Origin of the sequence: Phenylobacterium sp., assembly GCF_031425575.1 — a bacterium.
GTDB lineage: Bacteria > Pseudomonadota > Alphaproteobacteria > Caulobacterales > Caulobacteraceae > Phenylobacterium.
Genome location: NZ_JANPJP010000187.1, coordinates 1 through 22,628, shown reverse-complemented (window position 1 = coordinate 22,628; position 22,628 = coordinate 1). Strand labels below are relative to the sequence as shown.

Sequence of the window (22,628 nt, the reverse complement as noted above, 5' to 3'; positions counted from 1 at the left end):
CCCAGCAGGCGGGCGAAGGCCGCGGCCTCCTTGGCGTTGCCGAGATCGGGCGAGACCACGACGGTGTTGGAGTGATCCTCGGCGGCGAAGTGGCGCGCCAATTCCTGCAGGGCGTGCAGGTGGTCGACGGGCATGGAGAAGAAGCCGTGCACCTGGGGGGAGTGCAGGGTCATGGTCAGGACCCGCTGGGCGCCGGCGGTGGCCAGCAGGTCGGCCACCAGCTTGCCGCCGATGGAGATGCGCGGCGCGTCCTTCTTGTCGGAGCGGGCATAGGCGTAGTGGGGCATGACCGCGGTGATGCGGGCCGCCGAGGCGCCGCGGGCGGCGTCCAGCATCAGAAGCAGCTCCATCAGGTGCTCCTGCACGGGCGCGACGATGGGCTGGATCAGGAAGACGTCACGCTCGCGGCAGTTGGCCTCGAGTTGAACCTCCAGGCAGTCGTTGGCGAAGCGGGTCAGGCGGGAGGGTGAGAGCGGGACTTCGAGATGCCGGCAGATCTCGCGCGCCAGGTCGGGGTGCGCGCTGCCGCTGAAGATGGCGATATCACCCACGACTCATCTCCCGCTGCTGCGGGGGTCCTATAGCCGAGGGGGCCTAGATGTCCACCTCGGGCAGGACGCGGGCGAAGTGGCCCTCGACGGCCTCGTAGCATTCACACGCCACCCGCTCGAGGCCCTTGCGGTCGAGGATCTGCACACGGCCCCGCAAAGTCTTGATGAGCCCGCGCGTCGCCAGCGATGAGGTGACGGCCGACACCGTAGTGCGCTGGACCCCCAGCATCTCGGCCAGGGACTCCTGGGTGAGCTGGATGATGTGATCGCCGGCCCGGTCATGGGTGGCCAGCAGCCAGCGGGCGCAGCGTTCCTCCACCGAGTGCAGGGCGTTGCAGGCCACTCCCTGCATCATCTGGGCGAGCAGGGCGTCGGCATAACGGGAGAACAGGTCGCCGAAGCGGGTGGAGCCGAGCTTGGCCGCTTCCAGATGGCTGGTGGAGATGGCGAAGGCCGAACCCGGGACCTGGACCACAGCGCGGCCGAAGGCGGGCTTGTGCCCGTCGCTGACGATGCCGCCCACCGCGCCTTCGCGGCCGATGGTGGCGGCTTCGACCTCGCGGCCGTCACGGGTGACGATCAGCAGCGAGACCATGGTCTTGCGGCAGGGAAAATAGGTGGTGTGGACGTCGTCGCCGGGCTCGAACAGCACCTTGCCGCGAGCCAGGGGGACCAGCTCCAGATGCGGCTCCAGGATCTCATAGTCCCGGCCGCCCAGGGCGCCCAACAGGCGGTTGGCGAGCCTGGGATGCGCCGGGCTCATTTCCGGCTTGGCTTCCAGCGCGCTCATGACTTTATTCATTCGACAACTCCCCGAGCTCCGACCCCAGAACAACGCGGGTCAAGGGAGTTGGCTCCGCTTGCTGGATATCCGACGGGGCCGATCCGATCAGATGGACCGCGCCACGACCTCCTTCATGATCTCCGAGGTGCCGCCGTAAATCCGCTGCACCCGGGCGTCCCGCCACAAGCGGGCGATGGGGTAGTCGTTCATGTAGCCGGCCCCGCCATGCAGCTGCAGGGCCGCGTCGCAGACCTCCCACTGCAGTTCGGTGTGGAAGAGCTTGGCGGCGGAGGCCTCGGCGGCGGTGAGCTCTCCCTTCAGGTGGCGGGCCATGCACCAGTCCAGGTGGGCCCAGCCGGCCTGTAGCTTGGCTTTCAGGGCGCCCAGGGTGAAGCGGGTGTTCTGGAAGTCGAAGATAGCCTGCTTGAAGGCCTTGCGCTCCTTGGTGAACTTCACGGCCTCGTCGAAGGCGCGTTGGGCCCCGGCCTGACCGGCGATGGCGATCTGCAGGCGCTCCTGGGGCAGCTGATTCATCAGGTAGGCGAAGCCGCGGCCCTCCTCGCCAAGGCAGTTGGTGATGGGGATACGGACGTCCTCGAAGAACAGCTCGGAGGTGTCGGCGGAGTTCTGGCCGATCTTGTCGAGGTTGCGGCCGCGCTTGAAGCCGGCGCGGTCGGTCTCCACCAGGACAATCGAGATACCCTTGGACCCGGCGACCGGGTCGGTCTTGGCGACCACGAAGACCAGGTCAGCGTTCTGGCCGTTGGTGATGTAGGTCTTGGAGCCGGAGACGACATAGTGATTTCCGTCACGGATCGCGGTGGTGCGGATGCCCTGCAGATCCGAGCCCGCGCCGGGCTCGGTCATGGCGATGGCGGTGATCACCTGGCCTGAGACCATGCCCGGCAGCCACTTCTGCTTCTGCTCCTCCGATCCGTAGTTGATCAGGTAGTCGACCACGATGTCCGACTGCAGGGTGATCCCGGCGGTGGAGCCGGCGTAGGAGAGCTCCTCGCCGATGACGGCGTTGTAGCGGTAGTCGAGGCCGAGGCCGCCGTACTCGGCGGGAACCTGCGGACAAAGCACGCCCGCCTCGCCGCAGGCCAGCCAGAAGGCGCGGTCGACCAGGCCCTCCTCTTCCCAGCGGTCGAGGTGGGGCGTCAGGTGGACGGCGTAGAACTTGCGGACCTGGTCACGGAACAGCCCGAGGTCTTCGTCATAGATGGCGCGGGTGGCGGTCTGCAGCATGTCCTGGGCTCCTCTTGGCGGGGGTCCCAGCGATCTAACGCCCTCACGCGGCGTCAGGCCAGCTACTCAGCTTCGTCGTCGGTTTCGATGCGGGGCACGATCTCGCAGGTCGCCGCGATCTCGGCGCGGAGCTCGGGGATGCCGAACCCTTTCTCCGAGGAGGTTGAGAGCACGCGGGGGAAGGCGGCGGGGCGTTTGATGATGGCGGCCTGGGTCTTGGCCACCAGGGCCTCGACCTCGGCGGGCTTCATCTTGTCGGCCTTGGTGAGAATGATCTGGTAGGAGACCGCGGCCTTGTCGAAGGCGTCCATCGGTTCCTTGTCCACGTCCTTCAGGCCGTGGCGGGCGTCGATCAGCAGGTAGGCCCGCTTCAGGTTGACCCGCCCGCGCAGATAGTCGCGGCCGAGGTTCTGGAACTTCTTCGTCGTCACCTTCGAGGCCCGCGCCCAGCCGTAGCCGGGAAGGTCCACCAGACGGATCACGTCATCGAGGACGAAGAAGTTCACCTCGCGGGTGCGGCCCGGCTCGTTAGAGGCCCGGGCCAGCTTTTTGTGACCCACCAGGGCGTTGATCAGCGAGGACTTGCCGACGTTGGAGCGGCCGGCGAAGGCCACCTCGGGCATGTCGGCGGGCGGCAGGCCGTCCACGGACACAGCGCCCATCAGGAAGGTGGCCTGGCGCGCGAAGAGGATGCGCGCGGCCTCGATCTCGGCCTCGTCGAAGGTCCCGTCGGTCTTCACTCTTGCGCCTTGGGCTTGCCCGAGAACCGCGCGATCAGGTCGTCGATCGGGTTATCGACCTTGAAGCGGCGCATGATGATGTACTGCTGACCGATCGTCAGCACGTTCGACCAGGTCCAGTAGATCAGCAGGCCCACGGCGAAGGGGGCCATGATGAAGGTGAACAGGATCGGCATCAGCTGGAAAATCTTCTGCTGGATGGGATCTCCCACTGGCGGGTTCATCGCCGTGGTCAGCCACATGGTCACGCCGTAGGCCAGGGCCAGGACGCCGATGTGCAGGTATCCGTCCAGCAGGCCGCCGATGAGCGGCGTCGCGGCAGGGTTCCAGGGGATCAGGCCAAACAGGGTCCAGACGGTGGACGGATCGCGGGCCGAAAGGTCCTGGATCCAGCCGAAGAAGGGTGCGTGCCGCATCTCGATGGTGACGGTCAGCACCTTGTAAAGGGCGTAGAAGACCGGGATCTGCAGCAGCATGGGAAGACAGCCGGTGATCGGGTTGATCTTCTCCTTCTGATAGAGCGCCATCAGCTCGGTCTGCTGCTTGGTGGGATCGTCCTTGTATTTCGCGCGCAGCGCCTCGATCTCGGGCTGCACCTTCTTCATCTTGGTGATCGACTCGTAGCTCTTGTTGGCCAGCGGGAAGAACACGACCTTCACCGCCACGGTGAGCAGCAGGATGGCGATGCCAAAGTTGCCGACGTGGCCGTGGATGAACTCCAGGAACTGGAACAGCGGCCGGGTGAAGAACCAGAACATGCCCCAATCGACGGCCTGGTCGAAGCGGGGGACGCCGAGGGTGTCCTCATAGGCCTTCAGGACCGGCACCGTCTTGGCGCCGCCGAAGAAGCGCTGGGTCTCAGTGATCTGGCGACCCGGATTGATGATGCGGGCCGAGCCCACATAGTTGGCCTCGAAGATGTCGACACCGCCGGCCTTGGTGACGCGGAACTGGCTCTGGACGGCCTCGTTCTGCGCCGGGATCAGCGCGGCCAGCCAGTACTTGTCGGTGATGCCCGCCCAGCCGCCGGTGGTGGCGATGGTGGAGCCGCCGTCCTTCGCCCACTTCTTGAACTTGATGAGCCGCAGCTCCTCGCCGAGCCAGCCGACCGCGCCCTCGTGGATGATAGAGTTCGTGCCGATGTCGCTGGGCACGCCCTGGCGCTGCACCGACCCGTAGGGGGCCAGGGTCACGGCGCTCGCCCCGGTGTTGGCCACGGTGTCGGAGATGGTGAACATGAAGCGGTCGTCCACCGAGATCTGCCGGGTGAAGGTCAGGCCCGCACCGTTGGTGGTCCGCAGGGTGATGGGCGCGCCTGGCGCCAGGGTGGAACCCGCCGTCTGGGTCCAGACGGTCGCGGCGGTGGGCAGGCCCGGCACGTTGGCTCCGGCCCAGCCGAACTCGGCGAACTGGGCGTGCTGGGCGCCCTCGGGCCGCAGCAGTTCCACCGGCGGCGCGTTCTTGGCCACGGTCTCGCGGTACTGCTTGAGATAGAGATCGTCGAGACGGGCGCCACGCAAGGAAACCGAACCCGACAGGGCCGGCGTCTCGATGCGCACCCGGGGGCTGGCGGCGGCGGCCGTCTGGCGCGAGACCAGGGCCTCGGCGGCGGTGGGCGGCGCCTTGGTGAGGTTCTGGGCCTGGACCTGGGCGCTGGCGGCCGGCGGGTTGCGGGCCAGTTCGGCCTCGCGGGCCTTGGTGCGCGGACCCATGACCAGGAACTGGTAGGCCAGCAGCAGCGCCATCGCCGAGACCACGAAGATAATCGTGTTGCGGTTCGAGTTGTCTTGCATGGGGCGCGCGCTCAGACGGAAGGGGGAGAAGCGCGATCGGGCGCGCGGGTGTCGCTATCGGCGCCGAGGCTTATCAGCGCGCTTTTCACGTCGTCAAGCAAACGCGGCCATGGGCGCGTCGGCGCGCCGCCGCGGGCGATGAAGACATAGTCGAAACCGGGCTTGCCCAGGGTCGGAACCAGGGCGCGAGCGGCCTCGCGCAGGCGACGCTTGGCGCGGTTGCGCACTACGGCGCCGCCAATCTTGCGGGTGGCGGTGAAACCGACGCGGACAAGCGGGCGACCATCGGCGCGATGGCGGGCCTGGAGCACGACGGCGCCACGGGCGCACGACGGCGCCTTGGCCGCGGCCAGGAAATCGGGCCGGATCTTAAGATGTTCGATGGGAAAGACGGGGTCCGTCATGCGGACACCCCAGGACCCTGGTATTAGGCGGTCAGGCGCTTACGACCCTTGGCGCGCCGACGGGCGATCACCTTCTGGCCGTTTTTGGTGGCCATACGCGAACGCCAGCCGTGCCGGCGTGCGCGCACGAGACGGGAGGGCTGAAAAGTGCGCTTCACGGGACTGGCTCCGGGTCGAAATCGAGCGGCGGGGAATAAGGGGTAGGGCTGGGGATGTCAACCGTTAGCGGTCAAAGGTTTAGAGTCGATCACGTGGTGATCCGCACGCCGGGGCGCGATGCCTTGGTGGAGACGGTCGCGCGGCTGTCGGCGCGGCCGGTCCTGGACGGCTATCGGCCGGGCGGCGAGGTGGTCTCCAGGGGCGTGCGCTTCGCCAATGGGCCGTTCCTCGACGTCTTCGCCCAGGAGGCCGGTGCGCCGGCCCTCATCTTCCAGGGCCCGATCACGGCCCTGGAAGCCGTGGCGGTCCAGCGCGACTGGGAGTTCCGCAGCTACCGCCGCGAGGCCATCACCGATCCCGCGCAGGACCAGCCGTGGTCGATGCTGATGTTCCGGCGCGGCCAAGGCCTGCTGACCCAGATCTCGGCCATCGAATACGCCACTGACCCGGCGCCCTGGACGCTGCCCGCCTTTTCCGGCCCGCTCTATCCGCCGGACACCCCGCCCGATCAGGGCGTGCGCCTGCGCCGGATATGGCTGGGGGCGCAGGACCTCAATCGCGCCGCCGGGGACCTGATGGCCCTGGGGTTCGTGGTGGCCGGGCCGGTGACCTCGGAGTTCGCGCCGCACGCCGGGACCCTGTTCCGGGGCTCGCGGGCGGACCTGGTGCTGTTCCCAGGTCCTGACGGGGTGGCGCGGATCGATATCGACGGGCGCGAACCTCAGCGCGTTGAATTGACCTCCGACCTGGCCCTGGTCTGCGGCGAGGCCTGACGGCGCGTCGGCAATTCAGGCCCGTGCTCAGGCCAGGGTCAGGATCACCGGCCCGCGAGAGGTGGCCACCAGGGTGTGTTCGTACTGCACGGTAGGCTGGCGACCCGGCGGGCGCAGGGTCCAGCCGTCGTCCAGCTCCTCGACCCAATCGGCGCCGAGGGAGAGGAAGGGCTCGATGGTGAAGACCAGGCCCTCGGTGATGCGGCGCGGGTCGCCGGGTTCGTACCAGGTGGGGATGTCGCCCGGCTCGTCGTGCAGGGAGCGGCCGACCCCGTGGGAGGCCAGGTTGCGCACCAGGCTGTAGCCATTCTTCTTGGCGAAGCCCTCGATCGAGCGGCCGATCTCGTTGAGCTTGCCGCCGGGCTTCACCGAGCGGATGCCGGTCCACATGGCGCGGCGGCCGTCGCGGCACAGGCGCTCGATCTTTGGCGCGGTGGGAGGCACGGCGAAGCTGGCGCCGGTGTCGCCGAAGAAGCCGTCGATCTCGGCCGAGACGTCGATGTTCACCAGGTCGCCGGCCTTGATCACCGTGTCGCCGGGAATGCCATGAGCGCAGTCGGGGCCCACCGAGATGCAGGTTGCGCCGGGAAAATCGTAGGTGACCTCCGGGGCCGAGCGTGCGCCCTCGCGCTCCAGCATGGCCCGGCCAAGCTGGTCCAGCTCGCGGGTGGTGATGCCGGGCTCCAGGGCCGCGCCCATGGCCGCCAGCGTGCGCGCCACCAGGGCGCCGGCCACGCGGAGTTTCTCGAGTTCGTCTTCGCTGCCGATGGTCATGGCTTGGTTCCTGCTTGAGCCTTCAAGCCCCGGATAGAGGTCCAGTAGGCCTCGGCGACGTCAGCATCCACAACGACCGGCTGGGTTCCTCCGTAGAGACGGTCCTGGCCATCCCGCCGAGGGCCGGAAATCCAGAAATGGTCTCCGGTCTCGGTCTCGAAATAGTTGGCCTTGAAGCCTCTGCCACTGAGGCTTTGGAACGTGCGGCCATCATAGGAGATAGAGCGTCCCGACTTCGAATAGACGACGCGGCCGATCCTGGCCGGTCCGTTCAGCGAGCCAGATTTGTCCTCAATGTACATGATCCGCGTCCGGGGGGTGCTCACGACGGCCTCTGAAATGATTTGACGCAAGGGAGCTTGGCCCAGAATCCACGCCGGCCCAAGGGCCTGTGACATTGCCGCATTTTAAGTTGTGACGCCTGTGACGCCGCTCCTAGGGTCTTGGTGTCCTCAAGGGGGAACACCGATGCGAACTCTGCTCCTGGCCCTGGCGGCCCTGACCCTGGCCGCCGGCGCAGCAGCCCAGACGCCGCCGCCGGTGGACACCAGGGCGCTGCTGGCGGCCAATACCCGGCCCTTCACCTATACGGGCGGAAGGCTGGCGGGCCCGGGCGCGGACGCCCTGTTCGGGCAGCTGAAGGACAGCCAGTTCGTCTTCCTGGGGGAGAGCCACCACGACCACGAGACCCCGATCTTCGCCGGGGCTCTCTATAGTCGCCTGCAGGCCGACCTCGGCTATCGCTACCTGGCGGTGGAGCAGGACCCGCTGGCGATCGAAGCGGTGAACAGCTATCGCGGCGACTTGGCCAAGATCGCCGCGCTCGCCAAGCGCTATCCCACCCATATCGGCTTCGCCGCGGACCAGGACCTCGCCTTCCTGGCCCAGGCGTCCAGAAGCGCCAAGCCGGGAGACCCTGCCGTCTGGGGCCTGGAGCAGGCGCAGGGGGTCGCGCCCTATCTGGAAGAGTTGCTGCCCCTGGCGCCCAATGCGGCGGCCAAGGCGACCACCCAGGCCCTGCTGGACGAGGTCCGTCTCAAGGAGACCCGCGCCAACCAGGGCGCCTTTCTCCACGACGACGCCACCACCCTGCCGCGCCTGGAGGCGCTGAGGGCGGCCTATGGCGCCAAGCCGGGCTCGCGGGCCGAGGTGTTGCTCACCGGCCTGGTCACCTCAGCGCGGATCTATTCCTACAACCGCCGCGCCAACGCCGGGGAGCGTGTCGGGCTCTACAACAACACCGAGCGGGAGGCGCTCTTCAAACGCGCCTTCATGGGCCACTACCGCCAGGTGGCCACCGCCAAGTCCCTGCCCAAGGTGATGTTCAAGTTCGGCAGCTGGCACGGTTATCGCGGCCGCAGCCCCGGCGGCGCCTTCACCATCGCCAACTTCGCCCATGAGTTCGCAATCGCCAACGGCAAGCAAGCCTACGGGATCGTAGTGGTCCCCACCGGCGGCTATCAGGCCGACGTCACAGAGGCGGGGCCGTGGATGAGGGCCCTGTTTCCAGAGGGTCCGCCCAAGCAGCCGGTGATCCTCGATCTGCGAGGCATCCAGCCCTGGTCGCGGGTGTTCGCCAACCAGGTCCCGGCTGATCAGCAGGCCGCGCTGCGCGACTACATCCTGGCCCATGACGCGGTGGTGGTGCTGCCAAACAGCGCCAAGGCCACCTGGGACCTGACCGGGTTCCCGGTTCCCTAGAGGTCCGGCCGGACGATGGTCTTGCCGACGACCTTGCGGTTGGCCAGGCTCTCGAAGGCGGCGCGCCATTCCGACAGCGGATACTCGTGATCGACGCGGGGATGCATCTTGCCCTCATTGGCGAGGGCCCAGATGTCGGCGGTGTTCTCGCGGCCCTTCTCGGGGAACTGGCGGCCGTATTCGCCGGCCCGCACGCCCATCACCGAGAAGCCCTTGATCAGGGCCATGTTGACCGGCAGCACCGGAAGCCGGCCCGAGGTGAAGCCGATCGAGAGGATGCGGCCGTTGAAGGCGACGCAGCGGACGCTCTCATCGAAGACGTCGCCGCCCACCGGGTCATAGATCACGTCGGCCCCGCGGCCGCCGGTGATCTCCTTGACCCGCTCGCGGAAGCCGCCGGTGACGTTCACCGTGGCTTCCGGCGCATACTCCTTCTCGATGATCGCCAGCTTCTCGTCGGAGGCCGAGGCCGCAATCACCTTGCAGCCCAGATGCCGGGCCAGGTCCACGGCGGCCAGGCCGACGCCTCCGGCCGCGCCGTGCACCAGCACCCACTCGCCGGCCTCCACCTGGGCGCGCCGCACCAGGGAGACATAGGCGGTGAGATAGGCCGTGGCGTAGCCGGCGGCCTGGCTAAAGGAGAGGTTGGCGGGCTTGGGCCGCAGGATCGCGGCGGGTGTCACGGCGTACTGGGAAAAGCCGCCGACGCGGGCGCCACCCACCACGGCGTCGCCGATCTGGAACTGGGTGACGCCTTCGCCCAGGGCCTCCACCTCGCCGGCGATCTCCATGCCGGGAATGAAGGGCAGGGCGGGTTTGTGCTGATATTCGCCCCGGGTCTGCAGCAGGTCAGGGAAGTTCACAGCGGCGGCGCGCACCTTGATCCGAACCTCGCCCGGACGGGGCTCCGGCGTTTCGATCTCCTTCAGGACGCAGCCGCCGTAGTCGGCGGCCAGTTCCTCGACGACCAGAGCGCGCATCAGTGAATTCGTCCTTCCAGGCCTTCACGGACCAGGCCCGCGATCTCGCGGCAGGCGACGTCGGCGCAGGGCACGGCGCCGGTGAAGGCGGTGAAGCCGTGGGCCAGGCTGTCATAGCAGCGGTAGGCGATGGGCACGCCCGCGTCCTTGAGGCGCTTGGCGTAGGCCTCGCCCTGGTCCACCAGGGGATCGAAGCCGGCGGTGATCACCACGGCCGGCGCCAGGCCTGAAAGGTCGGGCGCGCGCACTGGCGACAGGCGCGGGTCGGCGGGGTCGGCCTCGGGGCCAATATAGTGACCCATGAACCAATCCATAGTGGCGCGGCTCAGCGGGAAGCTCTCGGCATAGGTGGTCATGGAGGCGGTTTCGCTGGCCACGTCGGTGCAGGGATAGATCAGCAGCTGCAGATCAGGCTGGGCCTCGCCGGCGCGCTTCAGCTCCTGGGCCGCCACGGCGGCGAAGTTGCCCCCCATGGAGTCGCCGCCGATGGCCGCCCGACCCGCCGGCGCGCCGAGCCGCGCGGCGTTGTCGCGCCCCCAGCGGTAGGCGGCCAGCACATCCTCCAGGCCCGCCGGGAAGCGGTGCTCGGGGGCCAGGCGGTAGTCCACCGACAGGACGGGGCAGCGGGCGATCCGCGCCAGGATTCCGCAGAAGGCGTCGCAGGTCTCCAGGTCGCCGATCACTCCGCCGCCGAAGTGGGCGAAGACCATCAGCGGGGTAGCCGGGTCCTGGCCCTCCGGACGGTAGAGGCGCGCGGGGATGGGGTCGGCGCCGGTCGGGATGCTCACGGGCTCGGTGCGGACGCCGGGCTCGGGCGAGCCGCTCAGCGCCGCCAGCCCCTGGGCGCTGGCCCGCCGGGCCTCCTCCGGGCTCAGGGTGGTCATGGCGGGCTGTCGCGCCGCACCGGCGGCCAGGAACTGCAGGCGGGGATCGAGGGTGCGCCCGCCGCGATAGACCACCCCGCCGCCCGAAAGCAGGCGCAGCAGGGAGGATGGCAGGGACAGCAGGGTGCGGACCATGACCCGCTGGGTGGAGATACTGGGCATCGGACCTAGTCTCCGGCCTCCGGCAACCCCTTCACGCCCCCCTGGATCAGGGCGACCACGAAGTCCGCCGCGCCCTTGGTGTCGACAGGACGCCGCTGCAGCATCTTCTCGCCCACCTCGCGAGCGATGGCGATGCAGGCCGCCGCCAGGTAGTCAGGATCGACGCCGGGCGCGCCGCCGCGGGCGATCTCATCGACGATGGCCTGACGCACCTCGTTGAACACCGCGGTCATTTCCGGGGTCTGGCCGTGCACATGAGGGAAGGGCTCATCCGGCGGACGGCGCGCGAGCCAGCTCTGGTGCTCGTCGGCCAGGAAGCTGAAATAGGCCTCGATGGCGGCGCGGACAAAGCTTTCCCAGTCGGCCGACTGGGCTCTCTGGGCCTTAAGCAGCGGGGTGAAGCGCCGGGCGCCCTCGTCGGAGAGGGCCACATAGACCTCCTCCTTGGAGCGGTAGTAGTTGTAGAAGGTGCCCGCCGCGAGGCCGGTGCGGCGGATGATATCGCGCACGGTGCAGGCCTCGTAGCCCAGCTCTCCGAAAACTTCGCGGGCGGCGTCCAGAATGGCCTGGCGGTTCTGGACCTTGGTCTGCTCGCGCTTGCCGACCGGGAGATAAGCGACCTGGGACATCTCTTCCTGATTCAAAACCTGACGGGCGTCATACTAGACACTCGAACGCCGCAGCGCCAATCGCGACGGCTTGCGGCGATCAAGAGGGCTTGGCCGCGCCCCAGGTGAGGATGGCCGTCGCGCCGCCGTCAGCCTCGGGCAGGGCCTGGATGCGCAGGGTGCGGTCGCCGTCCATCGCCGAGAACACCTTGGAGCCGCCCTGGTCCACATCCATGCCAGTCGTCAGGCCGGCCGCGGCGGCGCTCTCTCTGTAGCGCGCCACGACGGAGTCCGGAGCATCGGGGCTGGTGAAGCCGACCGCGCCGCCGATCTTGCCCGGCGTGGAGTCGCCCTGGGTGCAGAGGGTGATCTTGGCCCCCGGATAGAGCGGCGCGTAGTCGGGCAGTCCCTCGCAGGGGATGGGCGCGGCGGCGGCCGTCTTGGTCTCGGCGGCGGGCTTGGGACCGCAGGCGGTAAGCGCCAGCAGGGCGGCGGCGGCGATCAGGGTTTTCATGGCGCTCTCCGTGGGCGCCTAAGGATGTCAGCCCCCGGCGAGACCCGCAACGCCGGGCGCGTCACAGGCGGCCCGGCACTGGCCCCAGGTGGCGGGGCAGTCATCCCCGCCGTCTCCGGACAGGCAGAAGTAATAGGACTGGGCGCAGGATAGCCGGCACTGCCCGGCCTGGCCGGCCACGGGCGTATCGGACAGGGTGCGGAGCGGGATGAAGCTCTGGGCGAGGGCCGCGGCGGCGGTGGCGGCCACGGGGCTTGTGGCGTCAGGCGCGTCGGCGACGTCGGCCGAGAGTGAGCCCCGCAGGACCGGGGCGGTGGTCAGGCTTGGGACCTGCTGGGCGCCGGCCGGACTGGCCAGGGCGAGGGTCAAGGCGAGGAGGGTGAGGACGCGGCGCATAAGCCATCGTCGCCCACGGCTCTTAAGACCTGGTTAACCATGATTGAGAGCGGCGCTTCACACCGTCCGCGCCGCGCGGTCCTTGGCGTTGGCCGCCTGGATGGACTCCTTGGCCTGCGTCCACTGGTCGTCGGTCCAGGCCCTGAGCGCTGAGAAGTTGCCGCCCGAGGCCTGCCAGGCGGCGCCGTCGATGGCGATGGTCTGGCCGTTCACATAGGCCGACAGCGGATGCAGCAGATAGATCGCCAGGTTGGCCAGTTCGCGCATCTCGCCGACCCGACCCATGGGGTTGCCGGTGCGGCTGGCCTCGCCGTCGTCGCGCTGCTGGCCGGGGTTGAGCCGGGCGCTCATCCCCTCGGTGGGGAAGGGGCCTGGCGCGATGTTGTTGAAGCGGATGCCGTAGGGTCCCCACTCGACGGCCAGGGATTGGCTCATGGTGGCCAGACCCGCCTTGGACATGGCCGAGGGCACGGTGAAGGGGCCGCCGTTCCAGATCCAGGTGGTGAGGATGGAGACCACCGAGGCCTTCCTGCCCTCCTCGATCCAGCGCTTGCCGGCGTCGAGGGTGACGAAGAACGAACCCCGGAAGACGATATTGGCGATGGCGTCGAAGCCGCGGGGCGAGAGATCCTCGGTGCGGCTGATGAAATTGCCCGCGGCGTTGTTGACCAGGCCGGTCAGCGCCCCGCCGTCGGACCAGATGCTGTCCATCATCTCGGTGATGGCCTCGGGGACACGGATGTCGCAGGCGATGCCGACCACCTTGCCGCCGTGGGCGTCCATCAAGTCCTTGGCCGTCGCCTCCACGACGCCGCCGCGGCGGCCGCAGATATAGACCTCTGCGCCAAGGATCAGGCACGCCTCGGCCATCACCTTGCCGAGCCCGGTTCCGCCGCCGGTGATCAGGATGCGCTCGCCCTTCATCAGGCCGGGGCGGAACATCAGGTCGTCTTGGGTCAGTTCGGCCATGGCGGCGCTCCTCCTTATCGTTGGAGCAATTGCGCGCCGCTGACGCCGGGTCGGTCAAATGAAAAGGGGGGCCGCCTCGCAGCGGTCCCCCTTCAGACGCCCCTTTGGAACTTAGAAGCCTAGAATTCTTCCCAGGTGTCGTCATCGGCCTGGGGCTGATGGGCGAGCGCGGTGTTTCCGCGGCTCACCGGAGCGCGATGCTGGGTAGTCTGCGGACGGTGGGCCGGGGCGTGGCGCGCCGGAGCGGCCTGGGCGCGGGCGGCCTGGGGCGCGCCGCTGACCCGGAAGCGGCCCACCAGGCGGGCCAGTTCCTCGGCCTCGTCGGCGAGGACGCGGCTGGCGGCGGTGGACTCTTCCACCATGGCGGCGTTCTGCTGGGTCACCTGGTCCATCTGGTTGACGGCGGTGTTCACCTGGCCGAGGCCGAGCGCCTCTTCCTTGGCCGAGGCGGCGATCTCGCCCACCACGTTGGAGATTTCGCCGACCTGGCGAACGATGCGTTCCAGCGCCTTGCCGGTCTCGTCCACCAGGCCAACGCCCTCTGCGACCTGTTGGGTCGAGGCCGAGATGAGCGCCTTGATCTCCTTGGCGGCTTCCGCCGAGCGCTGGGCCAGGGCCCGCACTTCGGAGGCGACGACGGCGAAGCCCTTGCCGGACTCGCCGGCGCGGGCGGCTTCAACGCCCGCGTTCAGGGCCAGCAGGTTGGTCTGGAAGGCGATCTCGTCGACCACGCCGATGATCTGGCTGATCTTGTTAGAGCCCTCCTGGATGTTGTTCATGGCCAGGACGGCCTTGCGCACGATCTCGCCGGACTGTTCGGCGTCGGTCTTGGCCGAGGCGGTGGCCTCGCGGCCGTGAGTGGCGCCTTCGGAGGTCTTGTTGACGGTGGCGGTGATCTCGTCGAGGGCCGCGGCGGTCTCTTCCAGGGTCGCGGCCTGGTGCTCGGTGCGGCGCGACAGGTCGTCGGCCGAATGGCTGATCTCGCCGGCGCCCGACTGGATGGAGGCCGTCGCGCTGGCGATGGCGGTCATGGCCTCTTCCAGCTTGGCCACGGCGGCGTTGAAGTCGTCGCGCAGCTTGCGGTAGTCGCCGGGGAACTCGGTGTCGACGCGGTAGGTCAGGTCCCCGGAGGCCAGCGCATCCAGGGCGCGGGCCAGGTTGGTGACCACGTTGGCCTGTTCCTCGGCGATGGCCGCGGCGGCTTCGGCGTTCTGGCGGCGGGCGCTCTCTGAGGAGGCCTCGGCCACCTCGTGCTCCTGGCGCAGCTTCTCGAGGTGCAGTTGGTTGTCGCGGAAGACCGTCAGGGAGGAGACGATGGCGCCCAGCTCGTCCTTGCGGGCCAGGGCGTCCAGGTTGATGGCGTTGTCGCCGCGCGAAAGCGCCTCGGTGGCGCTGGCGATCTTCTTGACGTCGCGGCGCAGGGTCAGGGTCAGGCTCATGGCCAGGGCGCCGGCGATCAGCAGGGTGGCGAGCGCGCCGACCAGGGTGGCGGTCTGGGCGGTCTTGGCGCGGGCGGCGCTGGCCGCAGCGTTGGTGTCGGTGACCTTCTGACCGGCCTGCACGATCTTTTGCAGGGTGGCGGTCATCTTGCCATATTCTTCTTCGAACGGCGCGGCGAAGCCGGCGGCCGTGCCGAAGTCGGCGCCGATCATGGCGCAGATCACGTCGAGGGCGTCGCGGGTGTTCTTCAGGGCCTTGATCAGGTCGTCATACGACTTTTTCTGATCGGCCGGCGCGGTCTTGCGGGCGGTCTCGACTTCCTTTGTGATGGAGTCGACCTCGGCCAGCATCGCCTGAGAGGCGCCCTCGATCTTCTCGACCTCGATGGACGCCGCTTGGTGGGTCAGCAGGAAATAGAGTTCGCCGTGAACGGCGGTGATCCGTTCTGAGACCTTCTGCATTCGCAGGCTGTTGGGCATGTCCACCTGCACCACCTGCCGCAATTCGGCCGATTGGGCGCGTTGCAGGATGATGGCTCCGGTGGCCAGGCAGGCCAGCATGACCAGTGCGAAAGCGGGCGCGAAGCCGATCTTGATGATCAGCGGCGTATCCACGAGCCTGAAGCGCTTCACTGTATATTCCCCCCGTAAAACACGGTTAGCGACTCGGTCACCATGCCTTCAGGTTGCTAACCAAACGTCACCGAAGTGGGGGCAAATGCGAATTTTGACGTTCTGGCCAGTATAGAGACGCCAAAAGTTTGGTTTAGGTATTCATGGTTTCTTAACCATGAATACGGCGCGCCGCATCAGACTCTCTTAACCCGACTGGTTCATCCTCAGATTGTCCAAATCTAGAAAGGAGTGGGGCATGAAAAATATCTTCAAGATCTTGGGCGGTTGCGCCCTGGCTCTCGCCGTCGCCGGTTCGGCGTCTGCTGGGAGCTTCGAGGACAGCATGGGCCGTTGCCTGACGAAGAACGCGAACACGCGGGACTCAGCGATTGTCATGCTGGAATGCACCGCTGACGCCGGCAAGCTCTCGGGCTGCAAAGTGCTCGAGGACAGCAAGCCGAACAAGGGCTTCGACAAGGCCGCGCTCTGCGTCGCCGAAGCGCTGCCGATGGGTTCGAAGACGGGCACCGTCAAGGTTCCGATGCGCTTCCCGGGCGGCGGCTAAACCCGCAGCTCCAAGAATTCTCATTCTTGCAAATTCGCGCCCTCGGCCTTCCGGCCGGGGGCGTTTTGTATTGGGGCTCTCTTTCCTCCCCTTCCCCGTAACCGGGGCAGGAAAGACTCTTACGTGTTCACCCGCGAGATCAACTCCATCGCCGCGGCCGGCGCGCGCACCTTGCCCTCGTGGATGAAGTAGCTGAACACGTCGACCGGCTGTTCGGCAGGCGCGGTGCGGTCGATGGGAGTCAGGTCGTCGGGGCAGCGGCCTTGCGCGTACTGCGTGAAACGCCGGGCCCACTTGTCCAGGCCCTCCGGGTCGTAGCCGGTGGGGATGTCGTCGGAGCCGTCGATCAGGCGCGCATAGACGAAGTCCGCCGTCACGTCGGCGATCATCGGATAGCGGTCGTTTTCCGAGACGCAGATGGCGACGTTGCGGTTGCGGCACATCTTCACGAAGGCCAGGTCCACGAAGCTGGAATTTCGGACCTCCACCACGTGCCGGAGCTTCAGGCCCTCATAGGTCTTGGGCAGCAGGTCGAGAAAAGCCTCGAAGTCGGCGGGCTCGAAGGTCTTGGTGGGCATGAACTGCCATAGGATCGGGCCCAGCCGGTCCCCCAGCTCGACGATCCCCTGACCCAGGAACTTGGCGATGGACTCGCCTGACTGGGCCAGGATCTTGCGGTTGGTGCAGAACCGCGAGGCCTTCAGGGAAAAGACGAAGCCTTCCGGTGTCGCGGCCTTCCACTTGGCGAAGGTCGCGGGCTTCTGCGACGAATAGTAGGTGGAGTTGATCTCGATGGAGGTCAGGTGGCGGCTGGCATAGGCGAGCTCATCAGCCTGCTTGAGGCCTTCCGGATAGAAGACCCCACGCCAGGGCTCGAAGGTGAAACCCCCGATGCCGGCCCGGATGTAGCCCGCCTGCGCCATGCGCCAGTCCCCTACTTGCGCGCCGCGGCGGTCTTGTCCCGCTCGGCCTTGAACTCAGACCCGCCCTTCCATTCCGGCCACTTGCGGGAATTGGCGATCTGGGTCCCCAGCACCAGCAGCATGTCGGCGTTGCGGGCCGCGCCGGAGAGGTCCCAGTCAGGGGAGTATTCGTCCGCCGGCTGATGGTACTTCTCCGACGTGTAGGCCTTTTGCAGCGCCTCGCCACGGGCCTTGCCGCCGTTCACCAGATCCTGGCCGCCGCCAAAGGAGATGGCCGGCACACCGCGCTTGGCGAAGGAGAAATGATCGGACCGGAAGAAGCTGCCCGCGCCCGGACGCGGGTCCGGGCTGTAGGTCATGTTGTAGCCCTTGGCGACCTCGATCAGATCGTCCTGCAGGGTCAGGGGCGCGTCCCCCGAAGTGCCGAAGTCCTTGGACGGACCGTAGATCGAGGCGCCGTCCATATTGATGTTGGCCACCGTCGTGCCCAGGGGATAGAGCGGATTGGCGGCGTAGTACTCCGATCCCAGCAGGCCCTTCTCCTCCGCGGTGACCGCCAGGAACAGCATGGAGCGCTCAGTGCGCGGCTGGGCCGCGGCGGCGCGGCCGATCTCGATCAGCATCGCCGTCCCCGAAGCGTTGTCCAGGGCGCCGTTGTAGATCCGGTCGCCCTTGGCGTCAGCCAGGCCGACCCCCAGGTGATCCCAGTGGGCGGTGTAGACCACCTTGTCCTCGGGATGCTTGGTCCCGGGCAGCAGCCCCACGACATTCTTGGAAACGATCTTCTTGGCGTCCACCGAAATCTCGGTGGAGAAGGTCACGCCGGTCAGGGCGACTGGCTTGAAGTCACGGGTCTGGGCCAGCTTCTTCAGGGCCTCGAAATCAAGGCCGGCCGCTTTAAAGAGGGCGATAGTGGGGTCGCGCTGGATCCAGGCCTCGATGGGGGCGTGAACCTTGGTCGGATCCTGGCGGATGATGTCGAAGACGGTGTTGGTGTTGGAGTTCTTGACCGTGTTCCAGCCATAGGAGGCCGGCGCGGTCTCGTGGATGACCATGAAGCCGTCCGCGCCCTGGCGCGCGGCCTCCTCGTACTTGTAGGTCCAACGGCCGTAGTAGGTCATGGCCTTGCCGCCGAAGTCGCCCTCGCCGGTCTCGAAGTCGGGATCGTTGACCAGGACGAGCGCGATCTTGCCCTTCAGGTCATAGCCCTTGAAGTCATCCCAATTGCGCTCGGGCGCCTTGACGCCATAGCCGACGAAGACGACGGGCGCGTCCTTGACCGAGACCTGAGCGACGCCGGTCTGCGGCGCGCGGATGGCGACCTGATCACCCTGGGTCCAGGTCTGGATCTGGCCGCCGACGGTGACGCTGACCTTGATGGGATCCTTGTTGTCGAACTGGGCCAGGGGCACGTCCTGGGTCCAGGCCCGCTTGCCGTTCGTCTGGAGATCGCCGCCCGGCTGCAGGCCCACGGCCTGGAACTGTTCGGTCAGGTATTTGACGGTCTTGACCTCGCCGGCGGTGGCGGGACCCCGCCCCTCGAACTCGTCGGAGGCCATGATCTGGATGTGGTCGGCCAGCTTTGCGGCGCTGACGCCGGACATGGCGGGAAGGCCAAGGGCCAAAACAGCCCACGCGGACGCGCCAGCCAGGAGGAATTGTTTCATGAATGCACTCGGGCAAGGACCAATTTGCCCGGGACCCTAGCGAGGCCAGTGCGCAGACGCTAGAGCGGCGCGCTCAAAACCGCTTGGGCGATAATATCGTTCAATATTGAACGATTATCCGAAAATAGGTGTGGCAGATGCGTCCCATTCACCATGACGGCGGCTGTTTGTAACGCCACTGCAATTTTGGCGACCGGTTGCTATGGTCAAGGGAGCTACAGCTAACCGCGTCGCGCCTCCCCAAAGCCGATACACTCGGCGGCGATTCGCGGTCTGACAACGACAGAGATCATGCGCCCCGCCACATTCGTAGCCGGACTGGCCTGTCTGACGCTCGCCGCGTGCGCGTCCGCACGCAAGGCCGATATCGCCCTGCCGACCGCTTTCGAGGCGCCGCAGGCCGGGGCGTCGGCGCTCGACGCCGCGGCGCTCGACCAGTGGTGGGTTCAGTTCAACGACCCGGTGCTGACCGCCTTGATCGAGGACGCCCTGATCCGCGCGCCGGACGCGCGGACGGCCGCGGCTCGCCTGCGGGAAGCCCGGGCGACCGCGTCCAGTGGCCTGCTGGGCTTCCTGCCCCAGGGCAATGCATCGGCCACGACCCGAGAGACGAACACCACCCAGACCTCGGGCACGATGGTCAATATTCCGGGCTTCTCCAGCGAGGGCGAGAGCACCGCTTCCAGCGCCACCTTCAATGTGAGCTGGGAGGTCGATCTGTTCGGCCGGATTTTCGCGGTGGCCAAGGGGGCTCGCGGAGACGCTAATCAGGCCCAGGCGAGCTATGAGGGCGCCCGCGCCAGTCTCGCGGCCAATATCGCCGACACCTATTTCCTGGCCCGCGGCCAAGCCATCCAGCTGGAAGACGCGCGCGAGACCGCCCGGATCCAGCGGGGCCTGCAGCAGATCGCCACTGTCCGGGCCGAACGGGGTCTGGGCTCATCCTCCGAAGCTGACCGTGTGGCCGGCGACCTGGCCCAGGCCGAGGGCGCCGCCGCCAGCCTGGAAGCCGAATTGAAGGCCACCCGCCGCACCCTGTTGGTTCTGGTCGGCCGCGGCGTCGATCCCCTGGCCAGCATCCCGACCCCCGCCAGCGTTGGCCAGATCCCGCCCGTTCCGGCCGCCGTCCCTGGCCAGCTGCTGGCCCGGCGCCCCGATGTCCGCCAGGCCGAGGCCGCCGTGCGCTCGGCCGCCGGCCGGCTGACCTACGCCAAGCTCGCCTTCTTCCCCACCTTCACCCTGACCCCTGGCATCGGCCTTTCGCGCAGTGAACAGCCGGGCTTTGAGTCCAGCACCCGCAACTGGTCGATCGGCGCCGGGGTCACCCAGCCGATTCTTGCTATCCCCCGGCTGCTGCAGGAGCTGAAGGCCCAGGACGCCCGGACCGAGCAGGCGGTCATCGCCTATGAGAAGGCGGTGCAGACCGCCTATGGCGAGGCCGACAGCGCGCTCACCCGCCTGGACGCCGACCGCCGCCGCGTCGGCCTGCTGGCCGACGGCGAGATCCGCGCCGCGCGCGCCTATGAGGCCAGCCGCGTCCGCTACGCGGCCGGCATTGATGACCTGACCGCCGCGCTTGGGGCCGAACAGTCCTGGCGCAGCACCCGATCGGCGCTGACCAGCGCGCAGGTTCAAGCCCTGCGCCGCGCCGTCCAGACCTACAAGGCGCTCGGAGGCGGCTGGCCCGCCACCCCCGTGCTCGCCCAGCAAGAGGCACGCTAGACGTGACGAGATCCGCCACCGCCCTCACCCTCGCCATGGTCGCGACCTTCGCCCTTGCCGGTTGCGGTAAGAAGCCTGCGGTCAAGGAGAGCGACACCCAACGCGCCCGCGCCGTCCGCGTGGTGAAGGTCGAGCCGCGCCAGATCATCGGCTCGCTCACCGCCTCGGGCGTCCTGGCGCCGCGCGAGGAAGCCGCCGTCCTGCCCGAGATCACCGGCTACCGCGTGGCCCGGGTTCTGGTGGACGCCGGGCAGTATGTCCGCGCCGGCCAGACCCTCGTTCAACTGGACGGCGCTCTGATCGCGTCCCAGGTGGAACAGCAAGGGGCGCTGGCCGCCCAGAGCGCCATCCAGGCCGAGCAGGCCGAGGCCCAGGCCGCCCGTGTGAAAGGCCTGGATGGCCAGGGCGTGCTCTCTCAGGAACAGCTCGATCAGCGGCGCTTCCAGGCTCGCGCTACCCGCGCCACCGCCAACGCCCAGGCCGCCGCCTACAAGGACGCCCGCACCCGCGCCGGCAAGCTCGCGGTCACCGCCCCGGTCTCGGGCCTGGTGCTGGAGCGCAACGTTCGGCCGGGCGAACTCTCGGCCGGGGGCGCGACCCCGTGGTTCCGGATCGCTCAGGGCGGCGAGATCGAACTGCTGGCCGAACTCTCCGAAGAAGATCTGTCCCGGGTGCGTCCCGGCCAGCGCGCCAGCGTGGTGCTCTCCACCGGGACCAGCGCCGAGGGTGTGGTGCGCCTGGTCTCGCCGCAGGTGAACGCCCAGTCCAAGCTCGGCACGGTGCGAATCCGCCTGCCGGTCCGCTCTGACATCCGGTCGGGCGGCTACGGTCGGGCTTTGTTCGCCGACGCCGTGGGTCAGAGCCTGGCTGTGCCGGAGACCGCCGTGCGCTACGACGCCGACGGCGCCAGCGTGATGGTGGTGGGCGCGGACAACCGCGTGAAGCGCGTCACGGTGCAGACCGGGTCGCGCGGCTCGGGCCTGGTCTCCCTGGTCAAGGGGCCGCCTGCCGGCTCCCGTGTGGTGCTGAACGCCGCCGCCTTCCTGCTGCACGGTGACATGGTCCGGCCGACCGAAGGCCCCGTGCCCATGTCCAAGCCCGCGAGCGCCAAGAAATGACCCCGTCGCCGCAAGTTCACGACGACGGGGGCCCCTTCCAGATCTCGTCCTGGGCGATCCGCAACCCCGTGCCGGTCGTGGTGTTGTTCATCGCCCTGATCCTGGCGGGGATGATCTCCTACGGCGGGCTGCCGGTGAAGCAGTTCCCCAACGTCCAATTCCCGATGGTCAATATCACCGTGACCCAGTCGGGCGCGGCGCCGGGCGAGATCGAGACCCAGATCACAAGGCCGGTGGAGGACGCCATCGCCGGCATCTCCAACGTCAAGAACATCTATTCGACGGTGACGCTTGGGGTCTCCACCACCAATGTGGAGTTCGAGCTCGGCGAGGACCTGCAGAAGAAGACCGACGAGGTCCGCTCGCGCATGGACCAGACCCGCGCGGTCCTGCCGCGCGAGATCGACGAGCCGACGGTCACGCGGGTGGAGCTGGATAGCCAGCCGATCCTGACCTACGCCGTCGCGGCCCCGGCCATGTCTGACGCCGAGCTGTCCTGGTTCATCGACGACACCATCGCCCGCGAACTGCAGACCGAGAAGGGGGTCTCCCAGATCTCCCGCGTCGGCGGCGTGAACCGGGAGATCAACATCCTCATCGACCCCGACCGCATGGCGGCCCGGGGCCTGACCGCACCGCAGATCAACAACGCCCTGCGCGCCTTCGACATCGACGCCCCCGGCGGCCGGGTCGCCGTGGGCGGTCGCGAGCAGACCCTGCGCGTGCTCGGCGCGGTCAACACCCTCGACGCCCTGCGCGCCATGACCATCCCGACTGGCGGCGGGCGCTATGTAAGGCTCACCGACGTGGCCGAGATCGGCGACGGCTCCAGCGAGGTGCGCGGCTTTGCGCGGCTGAACGGCGCGCCGGTGGTGGGCTTCCAGGTGATGAAGACCCGGGACTCCAGCGACGTCGGCGTCGATGACGCCGTCATCAAGGCGATCGCAAAGCTTGAGCAGACCCACGAGGGGGTGACCTTCACCCGCATCTTCTCGTCAGTGGACGAGACCCGCGCCAGCTTCCGCGCCACCCAGCACGTGCTGCTGGAAGGCATGCTGCTGGCGGCCATCGTGGTGTTTGTGTTCCTGCGCGACTGGCGCTCGACCATGATCACCGCCTTCGCCATGCCGGTGTCGCTG

General features: G+C 68.0%; 24 protein-coding genes. 6 read left to right on the top strand and 18 right to left on the bottom strand.

Going from position 1 to position 22,628, the window contains the following annotated elements; translation table 11 throughout:
* The 7 genes from RMO97_RS10615 to rpmH form a co-directional block, all read right to left on the bottom strand.
* On the bottom strand, window positions 1-551 hold a 551-nt coding region (locus RMO97_RS10615; protein ID WP_310540932.1), incomplete at its 3' end, for a ribose-phosphate diphosphokinase.
* Between the two features lie 43 nt (window positions 552-594).
* Complete coding sequence (locus RMO97_RS10610) at window positions 595-1,341, bottom strand: Crp/Fnr family transcriptional regulator (protein ID WP_310540931.1); 747 nt, start codon at window positions 1,339-1,341, stop codon at window positions 595-597.
* A gap of 99 nt (window positions 1,342-1,440) precedes the next feature.
* A complete protein-coding gene (locus tag RMO97_RS10605; RefSeq protein ID WP_310540930.1) occupies window positions 1,441-2,583 on the bottom strand; it encodes an acyl-CoA dehydrogenase family protein in 1,143 nt (380 codons plus the stop codon).
* Window positions 2,584-2,645: 62 nt separating this feature from the next.
* Window positions 2,646-3,323, bottom strand: coding sequence for a ribosome biogenesis GTP-binding protein YihA/YsxC (gene yihA / locus RMO97_RS10600; protein WP_310540929.1), 678 nt, complete (start codon window positions 3,321-3,323; stop codon window positions 2,646-2,648).
* Entirely contained in the window at window positions 3,320-5,116 is a 1,797-nt protein-coding gene (gene yidC, locus RMO97_RS10595) for a membrane protein insertase YidC (RefSeq protein ID WP_310540928.1), read from the bottom strand. The genes yihA and yidC overlap by 4 nt, the downstream gene beginning before the upstream one ends.
* Before the next feature lie 11 nt (window positions 5,117-5,127).
* Window positions 5,128-5,520, bottom strand: a complete 393-nt coding sequence (gene rnpA, locus RMO97_RS10590) for a ribonuclease P protein component (protein WP_310540927.1) — start codon at window positions 5,518-5,520, stop codon at window positions 5,128-5,130.
* 23 nt (window positions 5,521-5,543) lie between these two features.
* The gene (rpmH, locus tag RMO97_RS10585) at window positions 5,544-5,678 is read right to left on the bottom strand and encodes a 50S ribosomal protein L34 (protein ID WP_215343146.1); all 135 of its coding nucleotides are present in this window, start codon (window positions 5,676-5,678) and stop codon (window positions 5,544-5,546) included.
* Window positions 5,679-5,732: 54 nt separating this feature from the next.
* Here rpmH and RMO97_RS10580 point away from each other — a divergent pair, with 54 nt between their 5' ends.
* Window positions 5,733-6,452, top strand: a complete 720-nt coding sequence (locus RMO97_RS10580) for a hypothetical protein (protein ID WP_310540926.1) — start codon at window positions 5,733-5,735, stop codon at window positions 6,450-6,452.
* A 27-nt stretch (window positions 6,453-6,479) separates the two neighbouring features.
* Here the strand turns inward: RMO97_RS10580 and map are convergent, their stop codons facing one another.
* On the bottom strand, window positions 6,480-7,226 hold the full coding sequence (map, locus tag RMO97_RS10575; protein WP_310540925.1) for a type I methionyl aminopeptidase: 747 nt from the start codon (window positions 7,224-7,226) through the stop codon (window positions 6,480-6,482).
* Complete coding sequence (locus tag RMO97_RS10570; RefSeq protein WP_310540924.1) at window positions 7,223-7,552, bottom strand: 1-deoxy-D-xylulose-5-phosphate synthase; 330 nt, start codon at window positions 7,550-7,552, stop codon at window positions 7,223-7,225. Before RMO97_RS10570 ends, map begins: the two co-directional genes overlap by 4 nt.
* 142 nt (window positions 7,553-7,694) lie before the next feature.
* Between RMO97_RS10570 and RMO97_RS10565 the strand changes: the two genes are divergently transcribed.
* On the top strand, window positions 7,695-8,927 hold the full coding sequence (locus tag RMO97_RS10565; protein WP_310540923.1) for a hypothetical protein: 1,233 nt from the start codon (window positions 7,695-7,697) through the stop codon (window positions 8,925-8,927).
* On the opposite strand, the gene RMO97_RS10560 is transcribed toward RMO97_RS10565, so the two are convergent.
* The 7 genes from RMO97_RS10560 to RMO97_RS10530 all read right to left on the bottom strand — a co-directional run bounded on the left by RMO97_RS10560 (window position 8,924) and on the right by RMO97_RS10530 (window position 15,512).
* On the bottom strand, window positions 8,924-9,907 hold the full coding sequence (locus tag RMO97_RS10560; protein WP_310540922.1) for an NADPH:quinone oxidoreductase family protein: 984 nt from the start codon (window positions 9,905-9,907) through the stop codon (window positions 8,924-8,926). The genes RMO97_RS10565 and RMO97_RS10560 overlap by 4 nt on opposite strands.
* Window positions 9,907-10,953 (bottom strand): alpha/beta hydrolase, encoded by a 1,047-nt coding sequence (locus tag RMO97_RS10555; protein WP_310540921.1) that lies wholly within the window; start codon window positions 10,951-10,953, stop codon window positions 9,907-9,909. Before RMO97_RS10555 ends, RMO97_RS10560 begins: the two co-directional genes overlap by 1 nt.
* 5 nt (window positions 10,954-10,958) lie before the next feature.
* A complete protein-coding gene (locus tag RMO97_RS10550) occupies window positions 10,959-11,582 on the bottom strand; it encodes a TetR/AcrR family transcriptional regulator (RefSeq protein WP_310540919.1) in 624 nt (207 codons plus the stop codon).
* Between the two features lie 79 nt (window positions 11,583-11,661).
* Window positions 11,662-12,075, bottom strand: coding sequence for a hypothetical protein (locus tag RMO97_RS10545; protein ID WP_310540918.1), 414 nt, complete (start codon window positions 12,073-12,075; stop codon window positions 11,662-11,664).
* 27 nt (window positions 12,076-12,102) lie between these two features.
* Window positions 12,103-12,471, bottom strand: coding sequence for a hypothetical protein (locus tag RMO97_RS10540; protein ID WP_310540917.1), 369 nt, complete (start codon window positions 12,469-12,471; stop codon window positions 12,103-12,105).
* A gap of 57 nt (window positions 12,472-12,528) precedes the next feature.
* Entirely contained in the window at window positions 12,529-13,440 is a 912-nt protein-coding gene (locus tag RMO97_RS10535) for an SDR family oxidoreductase (RefSeq protein ID WP_310540916.1), read from the bottom strand.
* A gap of 119 nt (window positions 13,441-13,559) precedes the next feature.
* Window positions 13,560-15,512, bottom strand: coding sequence for a methyl-accepting chemotaxis protein (locus RMO97_RS10530; RefSeq protein ID WP_310540915.1), 1,953 nt, complete (start codon window positions 15,510-15,512; stop codon window positions 13,560-13,562).
* A 238-nt stretch (window positions 15,513-15,750) separates the two neighbouring features.
* Between RMO97_RS10530 and RMO97_RS10525 the strand changes: the two genes are divergently transcribed.
* On the top strand, window positions 15,751-16,059 hold the full coding sequence (locus RMO97_RS10525; RefSeq protein WP_310540913.1) for an energy transducer TonB: 309 nt from the start codon (window positions 15,751-15,753) through the stop codon (window positions 16,057-16,059).
* Window positions 16,060-16,178: 119 nt separating this feature from the next.
* On the opposite strand, the gene RMO97_RS10520 is transcribed toward RMO97_RS10525, so the two are convergent.
* On the bottom strand, window positions 16,179-16,982 hold the full coding sequence (locus RMO97_RS10520) for a DUF72 domain-containing protein (protein ID WP_310540912.1): 804 nt from the start codon (window positions 16,980-16,982) through the stop codon (window positions 16,179-16,181).
* 11 nt (window positions 16,983-16,993) lie between these two features.
* Window positions 16,994-18,586, bottom strand: coding sequence for a M28 family metallopeptidase (locus RMO97_RS10515; protein ID WP_310540910.1), 1,593 nt, complete (start codon window positions 18,584-18,586; stop codon window positions 16,994-16,996).
* Between the two features lie 354 nt (window positions 18,587-18,940).
* Here RMO97_RS10515 and RMO97_RS10510 point away from each other — a divergent pair, with 354 nt between their 5' ends.
* From RMO97_RS10510 to RMO97_RS10500, 3 genes are all read left to right on the top strand, one after another.
* Window positions 18,941-20,371, top strand: a complete 1,431-nt coding sequence (locus tag RMO97_RS10510) for a TolC family protein (protein WP_310540909.1) — start codon at window positions 18,941-18,943, stop codon at window positions 20,369-20,371.
* Window positions 20,372-20,373: 2 nt separating this feature from the next.
* A complete protein-coding gene (locus RMO97_RS10505) occupies window positions 20,374-21,489 on the top strand; it encodes an efflux RND transporter periplasmic adaptor subunit (RefSeq protein ID WP_310540907.1) in 1,116 nt (371 codons plus the stop codon).
* Window positions 21,486-22,628 (top strand): efflux RND transporter permease subunit (locus RMO97_RS10500; RefSeq protein ID WP_310540905.1); only part of this gene is annotated, 1,143 nt, incomplete at its 3' end. The genes RMO97_RS10505 and RMO97_RS10500, both read left to right, overlap by 4 nt.